11 protein-coding genes are annotated in these 12,139 nt (G+C 66.8%); 2 read left to right on the top strand and 9 right to left on the bottom strand.

What is annotated here, in order from left to right:
• Positions 1–113: 113 nt before the first annotated feature.
• From AC1Q5S_RS06480 to AC1Q5S_RS06465, 4 genes are all read right to left on the bottom strand, one after another.
• Entirely contained in the window at positions 114–704 is a 591-nt protein-coding gene (locus AC1Q5S_RS06480) for a c-type cytochrome (RefSeq protein WP_422202637.1), read from the bottom strand.
• A 12-nt stretch (positions 705–716) separates the two neighbouring features.
• Positions 717–1,337: a cbb3-type cytochrome c oxidase subunit II gene (locus tag AC1Q5S_RS06475; protein WP_492238551.1), complete on the bottom strand. Its 621-nt coding sequence runs from the start codon at positions 1,335–1,337 to the stop codon at positions 717–719.
• Entirely contained in the window at positions 1,327–2,994 is a 1,668-nt protein-coding gene (locus tag AC1Q5S_RS06470; RefSeq protein ID WP_303833841.1) for a cbb3-type cytochrome c oxidase subunit I, read from the bottom strand. The genes AC1Q5S_RS06475 and AC1Q5S_RS06470 overlap by 11 nt, the downstream gene beginning before the upstream one ends.
• 292 nt (positions 2,995–3,286) lie before the next feature.
• Positions 3,287–4,198: an HTH-type transcriptional regulator ArgP gene (locus AC1Q5S_RS06465; RefSeq protein ID WP_422202636.1), complete on the bottom strand. Its 912-nt coding sequence runs from the start codon at positions 4,196–4,198 to the stop codon at positions 3,287–3,289.
• A 70-nt stretch (positions 4,199–4,268) separates the two neighbouring features.
• Between AC1Q5S_RS06465 and AC1Q5S_RS06460 the strand changes: the two genes are divergently transcribed.
• Positions 4,269–4,904 (top strand): LysE/ArgO family amino acid transporter, encoded by a 636-nt coding sequence (locus tag AC1Q5S_RS06460; protein ID WP_422202638.1) that lies wholly within the window; start codon positions 4,269–4,271, stop codon positions 4,902–4,904.
• A 319-nt stretch (positions 4,905–5,223) separates the two neighbouring features.
• On the opposite strand, the gene AC1Q5S_RS06455 is transcribed toward AC1Q5S_RS06460, so the two are convergent.
• Together AC1Q5S_RS06455 and ytfE are read right to left on the bottom strand one after the other, a co-directional pair.
• Complete coding sequence (locus AC1Q5S_RS06455) at positions 5,224–5,694, bottom strand: group III truncated hemoglobin (RefSeq protein ID WP_492238550.1); 471 nt, start codon at positions 5,692–5,694, stop codon at positions 5,224–5,226.
• Positions 5,685–6,422, bottom strand: coding sequence for an iron-sulfur cluster repair protein YtfE (ytfE, locus tag AC1Q5S_RS06450; RefSeq protein ID WP_422202634.1), 738 nt, complete (start codon positions 6,420–6,422; stop codon positions 5,685–5,687). Before ytfE ends, AC1Q5S_RS06455 begins: the two co-directional genes overlap by 10 nt.
• Positions 6,423–6,513: 91 nt before the next feature.
• Between ytfE and AC1Q5S_RS06445 the strand changes: the two genes are divergently transcribed.
• Positions 6,514–7,002 carry an RrF2 family transcriptional regulator gene (locus AC1Q5S_RS06445; RefSeq protein WP_303837235.1) on the top strand — a complete coding sequence of 163 codons (489 nt, stop codon included), beginning with the start codon at positions 6,514–6,516 and terminating at the stop codon, positions 7,000–7,002.
• 59 nt (positions 7,003–7,061) lie between these two features.
• Here AC1Q5S_RS06445 and serB read toward each other — a convergent pair whose 3' ends face one another.
• The 3 genes from serB to mfd all read right to left on the bottom strand — a co-directional run bounded on the left by serB (position 7,062) and on the right by mfd (position 12,104).
• Positions 7,062–7,778 carry a phosphoserine phosphatase SerB gene (gene serB / locus AC1Q5S_RS06440; protein ID WP_422202633.1) on the bottom strand — a complete coding sequence of 239 codons (717 nt, stop codon included), beginning with the start codon at positions 7,776–7,778 and terminating at the stop codon, positions 7,062–7,064.
• A gap of 131 nt (positions 7,779–7,909) precedes the next feature.
• Positions 7,910–8,569, bottom strand: coding sequence for a hypothetical protein (locus tag AC1Q5S_RS06435; protein ID WP_492238549.1), 660 nt, complete (start codon positions 8,567–8,569; stop codon positions 7,910–7,912).
• Between the two features lie 70 nt (positions 8,570–8,639).
• Positions 8,640–12,104, bottom strand: coding sequence for a transcription-repair coupling factor (gene mfd, locus AC1Q5S_RS06430; RefSeq protein ID WP_303837229.1), 3,465 nt, complete (start codon positions 12,102–12,104; stop codon positions 8,640–8,642).
• Between the last annotated feature and the right edge of the window lie 35 nt (positions 12,105–12,139).

Below are 12,139 nucleotides of genomic sequence, written 5' to 3'. Positions count from 1 at the left end.
CAGGGCTCCCGCGCAAGGGCCGCCCCGCCGCGCTGGGAGCGTCCCCCTTCTCTCGAATTGCGCAGCAATTCGAGAGAAGGGGGAAGGCGCCGCAGGCGACACAGAGGGTTGTTTCATTTCAGCGCCTGCAGCGCGGCGCCACCCTCGAATGGCGTGCTGCGGTCGCTGGCCTTGCGCTCCTGTGCGATCAGGTCGGGCGCCACGGCAGCGGCCTGGTTGCCCCAGGCACTGCGGATGTAACTCGCCACGGCGGCCAGTTCGGCATCGCCCAGTTGCCGGAAGCTGGGCATGGCGCCCTGGTAGCTTTTGCCCGCCACGGTGATCTCGCCCGTCACGCCGTGCAGCAGGATGTTGGCCAGCACGCGCGGCTCGCCCTTCACCCACTCCGAGCCCGCGAGCGGAGGAAATACGCCGGGCAGGCCCTGGCCCGTGGCCTGGTGGCAGGCTGCGCACTGCGCGGCGAACAGCGCCTTGCCGTCCACGGCAGCGCCTGCAGCGGCCGGCGCGGGGCCAGAGAGGTCGGCCACCGTGCGGCGGTCACCCAGGGCGGCGTTGCCGAAGGGCTCGGACAGGAAGATGTAGCCCACCCCGAACAGCACCATGGCCAGCGTGATGGCGGCGGCTACCAGCGGCACGGGGCGGATGCGTTCCTCGGGGTCGGCGTTCTCGCGCTGTTGCGCGCGGTGGGTGTCGTCTTGGGACATGGCGGGTGCCTCTCAGGATGCGGGACGGGCGGCCGGGCCGGCGGCGCTGCGCGGCGGGGGCGGCAGCACGGGGTAGGTGTGGTCCAGGGCCTGCAGGTACTTCACGAGGTCCAGCGCCTCGGGGCGTGCCACGACCACCTTGCCCTCGGGGCCCTGGCCCGGTGGCAGCTTGACGACCTCGTCGCCCGGCTCGGCGGCGGCCTTGGTTTCGAACAGGTAGGGGTAGGACGGCATGATGGACCCCGGCACATAGGCGCGCGGCTGGTACAGGTGGCCCAGGTGCCAGTCCTTGCTGGGCTGGCGCGCGCCGATGCTGAACAGGTCGGGCCCGGTGCGCATGCTGCCCAGCAGGTGCGGCTTGTCGTACACGTAGTCGCCCGGCACCGAGGCGCGGCCCCAGCCGCGCGCATGGTCGGGGCCGAGGTTGCGGTCGCGCGGCTGCTGCGTGTGGCAGTACACGCAGCCGTTCGCGATATAGACCTCGCGCCCGCGCAGCTGCGCGCTGGTATAGGGCTTGAGTCCTTCGGGCGGCGTGATGTCGCGCACCTCCATGTAGGGCAGCACCACCAGCGCCGCCGTGGCCACGGCCAGGGACACCATGGCCCCTGCCGCCAGCTTGATTTCATTTTCCATGGACCAACTCCAGTGCCTTGGGAGATGCCGGCGCGAACAGGGCTGCCCCCGTGCGCGCCGGGCCGAAGCGCAGCGCCATGGCCAGGAAGTGGCCGGCGAAGACGAGGTGGCTGGTCACCATCAGCGCGCCGCCCACGCTGCGCCACTGCAGGTAGGGGATGGTCAACGCGACCGACTCCATGAAGGGCCGCGAAGCGTCGAGCATGGCCAGGCCCTGCAGCCAGCCGCCGATGGTCAGGCCAACGAAGTAGATGCCGATGCCGATGGCCGCGAGCCAGAACTGCAGCGAAATCAGGCGCGGGTACGGCCACTCCCAGTTGAGCACGCGCGGCAGCATGAAATAGATGGCGCCGAACAGCACCATGGTGACGAAGGCATAGGCCCCCAGGTGCGCATGCGCCACCGTGAAGTGCGTGAAGTGCGCCACCTGGTTGACGCTGCGCAGCGCCTCCAGCGAGCCCTGCACCGACGACAGCATGTACATCAGCCCGCCGAACATCATGAAGCGCAGCGTGGGCGAGTGGCGCACCAGGTGCATGCGGCCCCACATGGTGCCCGCCATGTTGATGGTGAAGGCCGCCACGGGGATGATCATCATCATGCTCTGCACGATGGACAGCGTGCTCAGCCAGCCCGGAATCGGCCCGCCGATCAGGTGGTGCCCGCCCACCTGGCCGTAGAAGAAGGCCAGCGTCCAGAAGCCCAGGATGGACAGGTTGTACGAACGCACGGGCCGCCCGATGATCTTGGGCAGGAAATAGTAGATGGCGCCCACACTGATGGGCGTGAACCACAGGCCCAGCACGTTGTGGCCGTACCACCAGTTGGTGGTGGCCTGCTGCACGCCGGTGTGCACGCCGGGCAGCTTGCCCACGAGGAACAACAGCGTGATCCACAGCAGCGCCGCCACCAGGTACCAGACGCTCACGTACAGGGATTCGACCTTGCGGTTGACCAGCGTGTACAGCACCGGTCCGATGATGCAGAGGAAGCCCGCGACGATGAACAGACCGATCTGCCACGGCATCTCCAGGTACTCCATGCCGTCGCTCCAGCCCGCGCCAATGGCGCCGATGGCGCTGGCGATGCCCGCATTGATGAGCGCACCGCCCAGCATCACCCACACGGCGCCGATGAGCGGCGTGCGCAGCAGGCGCGGCAGCAGCCAGACGATGAGGCCGAGCGCGGCGTTGGTGATCCAGCCGTAGAGCACCGCCGTCAGGTGCATGGTGCGCACGCGGCCGAAGGTCTGCCAGGCCTCGCCCACCAGCCAGTCGGGCATGTGCAGCTTGAGCGAGGCCGTGAGCCCCGCCGCGGAGCCCAGCACCAGCCAGAAAATGGCGAAGGCGATGAACATGAACACGGGGAAGGCGCTGGAGCGGTCGGCCTGCACGCGGTGCTCCAGCTCCTGCGGGTCGGGGGCATGGCCCTTGTGCGCGTCGTCGCCCGGTTCGGCGGCGGCCGCTTGCAGGTGAGCACGCCCGGCATCCTGCAGCGCCGGGTCGTCGATCTGGCCGATCTCGCCGCGCGCGAAGATGACCGAAGCCGCCCGGGGATTTTCAACCAGCAGGCCCTTGCGCATCGACCAGATGAAGACGAACAGCCCCATGATCGACAGCAGGAAGGCCCCCAGCAAACTCAGTATTGCACTGTCCATGGGTGGGTTTCCTTGTGGTTCTGGCGTGCGCCGCACGCCGCTTTTTTGACGCACTACAAGGACCCATCGGAAATCCTGTGGCAAGCGCTGGTGCGGCGGATTTTAAGATTCATAAAAAATGTATGTTTATCCGCACATCCAAGCCCATGCTGGCGCAAGTGTTAACGCATACTGGGGTGGAACCACGTACCCCATCCAAATGCCACGAACCGGTTTTAAAGGCGAAAAGGGCGAAAGTGACGGCGGCCTATCTGTAGGCGCTATTGGCTATGTTTTTGATGGCTTTTGATGCTCACGCTTTCTCTGTCGGCACCAGCCATTGGCGGGCCGCCGCCATCACGCAATCGGTCAGTCGCTCCAGGCTGGTCTGGGCCGAGCGGGCGTGCACCCAGTACAGCGGCATGGTCATGCCGGTGCCGGGCAGCAGTTCCACCAGGGTGCCGGCGCCGAGCTGGCGCTGGATCAGCCAACGGGGGTGCATGCCCCAGCCCATGCCCGCCTCGCAGCCGCGCACAAAGCCATCGTTGGACGGCACAAAGTGCTTGGGCGGACTCTGGCGCGAGGCCAGGCCCTGCCGTTGCAGCCACTGTTCCTGCAGGCGGTCCTTGCGGTCGTAGGTCATCATCGGCGCGTGGGCGATGGCCTCGGTGGTGACGCCGTGCGCGAAATGCTGCGCCACAAAGGCAGGGCTGGACGCTGCCACGTAGCGCACCGATCCCAGCGGCCAGGTGTTGCAGCCCGCAATGCTGCCCGCGCTGGCCGTGACGGCGGCCAGCACATCGCCTTCCTTGAGGCGCTGGGCCGTGTGGTCCTGGTCGTCGATGCGGATGTCCAGCAGCTCGTTGCCACCGCCTGTGAAAGCGGCCATGGCATCCATGAACCAGGTGGACAGCGAATCGGCATTCACCGCCAGCTTCAGCGTGGGGGGCGTGGCGTGGCCATCGGGCATCAGCGTGGGGTTGGTGCGGCGCAGTTCGTTTTCGAGCAGTGCCACCTGCTCCACATGCAGGCACAGCCGCCGCCCGGCCTCGGTGCCGGTACAGGGCGTGCCGCGCAGCACCAGCACCTGGCCCGTGCGTTCTTCGAGCTGCTTGATGCGCTGCGACACCGCCGAGGGCGTGACGTGCAGCCTGCGGGCCGCGCGCTCGAAGCTGCCTTCGCGCACCACGGCGGCCAGGGCCTGGAGGCCGGTGTAGTCGAGCATGAAAAATTGCTAACTTTGGTTCAGTTAAATTAATTTTACTTAATCCATGCCGCCACCCAGAATCGGTGGCATGTGGACTGCCCATGTTTCTTCTTCGTGGCTCGCCGGTTTCACCGTCTGCCTCTCGCTGATCGTGTCGATCGGGGCCCAGAACCTGTATGTGCTGCGCCAGGCCGTCAGCGGCCAGCATGTGCGCGCCTGCGTGGCCTGGTGCGTGGCCAGTGATGCGCTGCTGATCGGCGTGGGCGTGGCCGGTATGGCGCAGTTGCTGGGGCGCTCGCCTGCGCTGGCTTACTACCTCACCGTGGGCGGTGCCATCTTTCTGCTGGCCTATGGCCTGTTTGCCTGGTGGCGCGCGCTGGCTGCGCCGGATGCCAGCCTGGGGGGGGCGCAAGACGCGGCCCCGCGGGGTCTGCTGGGTGTGCTGGGCACCCTGGCGGTGATCACGCTGTTCAACCCCCATGTCTATCTGGACACCGTGGTGCTGGTGGGCTCGATTGGTGCGCGCCAGGACGGCGGCCTCAAGTGGGTGTTCGTGGCAGGGGCGGCCTCGGCCAGCCTGGTGTGGTTTGCGGCGCTGGCGCTGGCCGGGCGGCGGCTGCAGGGCCTATTTGCCAATCCCCGCGCCTGGCGGGTGCTGGATGCGCTCACGGGCTGCATGATGCTGGCGCTGGCGTGGTGGGTGTGGCAAGGGGTTGCGGGCTGAGGCAGGCCGGCAAGGTCAAGGGTGATTTGGTCGGGGATACGGGACCCTGCTGCGGTTCTGCCGTGGCTGGGCCGCGCAGGGCAGCCGGCCCGGCCGCTTCACCCATGCGGGTGCCCATCGGAAGATGGGGCCTCTGCCGCCGATCTGCGGGCCAGGTTGATGGGGCCGTGCCGTACGACTGGCGTGGGTCGGGCACCGCCAATGTGGTCACGGGTTCGGGCAATCGGTACAACCCAACTACGGCAACGCCATGAACAGCTGTGGCGGCGACATGGCTTTTCGCCAGGGCTGGGCGGTGAACCTGGATGAAACCCGGAGTTCAATGGCCGGCTTCTGACGGGTGATCCCCGGCGCTACCGCCAAACACTGGGTGCGTGCCGAAATACCCGAGAAACAGATTGCGGGCAATACCGTGGGCAGTGACCTGCAGATCGCGCGCCACCTCGGGTGCGAACAGCCGGGTGGTCTGCTCGCCCCACAGGCGCACCCACACGGCGAAATGCGCGGGTGTCACGCCCTGCAATGCCATGTGCTTGCCAAAGACATTGCCACGAAAGCTCTTGCTGCCCAGCGCAACGGTGCTCCAGAAGTCCACCATGCGCGCCAGATGGGGCTCCCACCGATCGCGCAGGGCCTCCTCGAACACGGGGCCCAGCAATGCGTCGGCCCGGACCGCGGCATAAAAGCTGTGCACCAGCTCGGTCAGGCTTTCCACGCTGGGTGTGCGCCACCCGCCGGTGTCGTTCTCACCGTCCGGCGTCTGGCGGGGCGCAGAGGGGTTCAGCTGCATCCGCAACCCGAGGAGCCGCAGCCTGCAGCCGCAGCAGGCGCTGCCTCGAACTGCGGAAACAGCACGTTGTTTTCGAGGTGGATGTGGTTGACCAGGTCGTCGCCAAACTGGGCGATGCCGGCGTACAGCGCGCGCCAGGTGTTGCAGGCACCGGCGGGCGGCGTGGCGTCGTGGGTGAGGGCGTTCAGCTGGTCAAGGGCCGCGCCATGGTCCGTATGCTCGGCACGCATCATGCCGATGGGCTGGCCCACGAACGGGTTGCCGCCCGACTTGAGCATGGGAAACAGGATGGCTTCTTCCTTTTGCATGTGCGACAGCAGTTCTTGCTGGATCTCTTCGAGCAGATCGCCCAGCCCGGCGGGCACATCGGGGTTGGCGCGGTGCACGGCTTCCACGCGGTGCGCCATGCGGATCAGTTCGGGCAACTGCACGCGATGCACGTCATGGTAGCGCGTGAGGATGTGGTCGATCAACGCGCCGGGTTCTTCCACCCCGGGCAGGGCGCTGGGGCGCTGCAGGGCTGCCAGCTCGGCCAGCACGCCATTCACGTCCAGACCTTTCTCGGCCGCGGCCGTTGCCAGGGGGACTTGGCCGCCGCAGCAAAAATCGAGTTTCAGGCGCCGGAACACGGCGGTGGCGCCGGGCAGCTGGACCGCAATCTGGCCGATTTGCTGATCGGCACTCAGGGCGGCAGGGGCGGATGCGGTCGATTCCAGACGGGCGTTCATGGCGAGGTCCTTTTAAGATTCATATGGTGTGAATATTTTATGGCATAAAATTCATGTCCACTACCTCTTTTAATTGACCTGTGGCAATCCAATGCGTCTGACCCAATGGACCGATTACACGCTGCGTGTGCTGATGTATTGCGCGGCGACTGAAGGGCGTGTGCAACCCGTCACCATCAGCGAGGTGGCGGAAAGCTATGACATTTCACGCAGCCACCTCACCAAGATTGTCCAGGAGCTGTCTGCCCAGGGCCTGCTGGAAACCACGCGCGGGCGCGGCGGCGGCATGCGCCTGATGAAACCCGCCGCAGAGATCAACATCGGTGCCGTGGTGCGTGCCACCGAAACCGATTTCAACCTGGTCGAATGCTTTGACCCCGCGCAAAACCAGTGCCGGCTGAGCAGCCACTGCTACCTCAAGGGCGTGCTGGGCCAGGCCATGCTGGCCTTTCTCGCCGTGCTGGACAAGGTGACGCTGGCCGATTTGCTGGCCGAACCCCAGAGCGTGGTGGCGATGCCCCAGTCGCGCCGACTGGCGGCGACACAGCCGGTGCCGGGGTTGCCGGATGCGGCCGGGTAGCGCCTGAAAACTTTTGTGTGACTGCCAGTTTCCGGCAGGATGCAGAAAGGGGTTGGTTCTCAGGGCCGCAGCACTTCCAGAAGCCGGTCCAGTCCACCCTGGTTGATGGCAATCTTGGCCTGCGCGCGCACGGCCGGCTTGGCGTGGTAGGCCACCGACAGGCCGGCGGCACCCATCATGGGCAGGTCATTTGCGCCATCGCCCACGGCAATCGCCTGCGCTGGAGAAATGCCCATGAGCGAGGCCACTTCCAGCAGCGTGCGGCGTTTTTCTGCACCGTCGCAGATATCGCCCCAGGCCTGGTCCACCATGCGACCGGTGAGCAGGCCATTGTCCACCTCCAGCAGGTTGGAGCGGGCAAAGTCGATGCCCAGGCCCGCCCGCACGCGATCGGCAAAGAAGGTGAAGCCACCCGACACCAGCAGCGTGGTGAGGCCGGCGGACTTGGCGGCGGCGATCAGCTCTTTGGCGCCGGGGTTGAAGCGCAGGCGCTCGGTGAACACCTGCTCCATGTGCTGCAGGGTCACGCCCTTGAGCAGGGCCACGCGCTGGCGCAGGCTTTCCTTGTAGTCGGTGATGAGGCCCTGCATGGCGGCCTCGGTGATGGCCGCCACTTCGGCCTTGCGGCCGGCGGCATCGGCGATTTCGTCGACGCACTCGATGTTGATGAGGGTGGAGTCCATGTCGAAGGCAATCAGCTTGTAGCTCGACAGGGACAGCGGGGGCTCAATGCCCTGGACAACAAGGCCCGGGGCGAATTCGGTGGCGTGGGTCATGGGAAACGGGGCTGCGTCATGGATGCGAAGGGCGCAATGGTAGCCCGTCGGCCGGTGCACCCGCCGCCGCTGGGACCCGCGGAACCCGGTGCCCAGCGGGAGCGCGGTAACCGTGGGGCGGGTTCTGCCGCCTACTTGGGAGGCCCCAGGTAGAGCGGGTCGGACCAGGTGGCCAGCCATTGCGGTTTGAAGGCCACGAAAATGGCCGTGAGCATGCCGGTGACAAACGCATCACCCCAGGCCATGAGCCAGCGTGCCACCAGTGAGAGCTCATCGCCCACCCCGGGCAACTGGTGGCCACTCCATTGCGACAAGGCGCCCGAGGCAAAGAGGCACAGCACCGTGCCCAGAAAGGCGCGGCCCAGCACATAGACAAAGAGGTGGGTTCCGAGAAACCGCCGAATCAGCGCCCCCACCATCAGCGCCAGGGTGGCAGGCACCACGCCTTGCCAGGCGATGGCTCCCAGCGCCTCGGGCCAGCCCATGGCGGGTGACAACAGGCAGGCGATCACACCCACCCCGATGAGTGCCGGTATCGCCAGCGGCCAGCCCAGCATCAGCACCACCATGCACGCACCCGACCACTGCAGTTGCAGCGGCATGGCATGCAGCGTGGGCAGGGCCCACATCCAGGGCAGCAGCACCAGCGTGGCGAGCAGCGGTGTCCATAGCGCGGCCGGGGCGCCCTGGGTTTCGTGCGCCAGCGGCTTGCGGCTGGCCAGCATGCGCCAGGGCCATGCGGCCAGGGCGGCAGCCAGGGCAAGGAAGGTGAGGGCGGCTTCCAGCCACATGGTGTTCACTATTGTTTGAATAGCATTTGGCGTTTTATGGAGCAGAGTCAGAGGCTTTTTTGATGAAAGTTCAGGCAGCAACCAGCGGCTGCCCCAGGCTGCGCAAGATGTCGCGCACCATCTGCGCGCGGTCCTTGGGCTCTTTCAGTTCGCGCTCGATGCGCAGCTTCTCGTTGCCCGCCAGCTTGATGTGCTTGTTCTTCTGGATCAGCTCGATGATGCGCATCGGGTCGATGGGCGGCTGGGGCTTGAAGGTGATGTTGATCACGCCGGGCGCGGCATCCACCTTCACCACGCCGTAGGGCTGGCTCAGCACGCGCAGGCGGTGCACGTCGATGAGCGTCTGCGCCTGCGGTGGCAGTTTGCCGAAGCGGTCCACGATCTCTTCGAGCAGGCCGTCGATCTGGTCGGGGTTTCTGGCCGTGGCCAGCTTCTTGTAGAACGACAGGCGCAGGTGCACGTCGCCGCAGTAGTCGTCGGGCAGCAGCGCCGGGGCGTGCAGGTTGATGTCGGTGGTGACCGACAGGGGGCTGAGCAAATCGGGCTCCTTGCCCGCCTTGAGCGCCTTGACGGCCTCGCTCAGCATCTCGTTGTAGAGCTGGAAGCCCACCTCCAGCATGTTGCCGCTCTGGTTTTCGCCCAGCACCTCGCCCGCGCCCCGGATCTCCAGGTCGTGCATGGCCAGGTAGAAGCCGCTGCCCAGTTCCTCCATCTGCTGGATGGCGTCGAGCCGCTGCTGCGCCTGCTTGGTCAGCCCTTCGATGTCGGGCACCATCAGGTACGCATACGCCTGGTGGTGGCTGCGGCCCACGCGGCCGCGCAGCTGGTGCAGCTGTGCCAGGCCGAACTTGTCGGCGCGGCTCATGATGATGGTGTTGGCCGTGGGCACGTCGATGCCGGTCTCGATGATGGTCGAACACAAGAGGATGTTGAAGCGCTGGGCCACGAAGTCGCGCATCACGCGTTCGAGCTCGCGCTCGGGCATCTGGCCGTGGGCCACGGCGATGCGGGCCTCGGGCAGGATTTCTTCGAGCTTCTGGCGGCGGTTTTCGATGGTCTCCACTTCGTTGTGCAAAAAGTAGACCTGCCCGCCGCGCTTCAATTCGCGCAGCACCGCCTCGCGGATCACGCCCGTGCCCTCGGTGCGCACAAAGGTCTTGATGGCCAGGCGCCGCTGCGGCGCGGTGGCGATGACCGAGAGGTCGCGCAGGCCTTCGAGCGCCATGCCCATGGTGCGCGGGATGGGCGTGGCCGTGAGGGTGAGCACATCCACCTCGGCGCGAAACTGCTTCATGGCCTCCTTGTGGCGCACGCCGAAGCGGTGCTCCTCGTCGATGATGAGCAGGCCCAGGTTGTGGAACCTGGTGGATTCGGAGAGCAGCTTGTGCGTGCCCACCACGATGTCCACCGTGCCGTCGCCGATGCCCTTGATGGCCGCCGTGATCTCCTTGCCCGAGCGAAAGCGCGAGACCTCGGCCACCTTCACCGGCCATTTGCTGAAGCGGTCCACCAGCGTCTGGTAATGCTGCTCGGCCAGCAGCGTGGTGGGCGCGAGGAAGGCCACCTGCTTGCCGCCCGTCACGGCCACGAAGGCTGCGCGCAGCGCCACCTCGGTCTTGCCGAAGCCCACGTCGCCGCAGACCAGGCGGTCCATGGGGCGGGGCGAGATCATGTCCTGGATGACGGCGTGGATGGCGGCGTTCTGGTCGGCCGTTTCCTCGAAGCCGAAGTCGTTGGCGAACTGCTCGTAGTCCTGCGGGCTGTAGCGGAAGGCATGGCCTTCGCGCGCCGCACGCCGGGCGTAGATGTTCAGCAGCTCGGCGGCCGAATCGCGCACCTGCTCGGCGGCCTTGCGCTTGGCCTTTTCCCACTGGCCGCTGCCGAGCTTGTGCAGCGGCGCCTCGTCGGCGCTCACGCCGGTGTAGCGGCTGATGAGCTGCAGCTGGCTCACGGGCACGTAGAGCACGGCCTTGTCGGCGTATTCCAAGTGTAAAAATTCCTGCATGGCGGGCGTGCCGTCGGGGTTCTTGTTGCCCACGTCCATGTTCACCAGGCCCCGGTAACGGCCGATGCCATGCTGGCTGTGCACCACCGGGTCGCCCACGTTGAGTTCGGCCAGGTCCTTGATCAGCGCCTCGACGTCGCTGACCTGCTCCTGCTTCTTGCGCCGGCGCGTGGTGGGGCCGGCGGCGAACAGCTCGGTTTCGGTGACGAAGTCGATGCCGTCCTCGATCCAGCGGAAGCCCACGGTCAGGCCGGCGGTGGCGATGCCCACCTTCTCGGCGGTGTCGGCCTGGAACTCGGCCAGCGAGTCGAAGGCCGGCGGGTTCAGCTGCGAAGCGCGCAAGAAGTCCAGCAGGCTCTCGCGCCGGCCATCGCTCTCGGCCAGCAGCAGCACGCGGTGCTGGGTGTTGCGGATGTGGGCGTGCAGGCGGGCCAGCGGGTCCTCGGCACCGCGCACCACCGACAGGTCGCCGAGCTGGTGAAAGTGCGGGTGGTCATCCACGTCCTGCACGCCAGGACGCAGCGACAGCTGGGCGTGTTGATTGGCGCGCGTGTAGAACTGGTCGATGGACAGGAACAGCGATTCGGGTGGCAACGCAGGGCGCTCCGGGTCGCCCTGGATCAGGCGGAACCGGTCTTTCGTGTCCTGCCAGAAGCGCTGGAAGGCGGGCTCCAGGTCGCCGTGCAGGACCACGGTCGCTTCGTCTCCAAGGTAGTCGAACACCGTGGCCGTGTCGTCAAAGAACAGCGGCAGGTAGTACTCGATGCCGGCCGTGGCCACGCCGGCGCCCATGTCCTTGTAGATGCGGCTCTTGGTCGGGTCGCCCTCCAGCATCTCGCGCCAGCGGCTCCTGAACTTGGCGCGCGCCTCGTCGTCCATGGGGAACTCGCGGCCGGGCAGCAGGCGCACCTCGGGCACCGGGTACAGGCTGCGCTGGCTGTCGGGGTCGAAGGTGCGGATGGAGTCGATCTCGTCATCGAACAGGTCCACGCGGAACGGCACCAGCGAGCCCATGGGGAACAGATCGATGAGTCCACCGCGCACCGCGTATTCGCCCGGACTCACGACCTGGGATACATGGCTGTAGCCGGCCAGCGTGAGCTGGGCCTTGAACCTGACCTCGTCGAGTTTCTGCTTGACCTGGAAGTGGAAGGTGTAGCCGGCCAGGAAGGAGGGCGGTGCCAGCCGGTACAGCGCCGTGGTGGCGGGCACCAGCACCACGTCGGCGTCCCCCTGGCTGATGCGCCACAGCGTGGCCAGCCGTTCGCTGATCAGGTCCTGGTGCGGCGAGAAGGTGTCGTAGGGCAGCGTCTCCCAGTCGGGGAACAGCGCGCAGCGCAGGCCAGGCGCAAAGAATGCCATTTCCTCGATGAGGCGCTGCGCATCGGTGGCGTCGGCCGCCACGATGGCGGTGGTGCGGCCACTGGCCTTGTCGCGCTCTGCCAGGCGGGCCAGCAGCAGGGCATCGGCGCTGCCCACGGGGCGGGGCAGGGTGAAACGTTTTCCGGGGGAGAGTTTGGGCAGTTCCATGCGGACGGTGTCGTCTGGGCCGCCGCATCCCCTGG

Source organism: Acidovorax sp. GW835-FHT14B10 (assembly GCF_058793725.1).
Note: the sequence above shows the minus strand (reverse complement) of the source record. Positions and strands in the feature narration are given on the sequence as shown.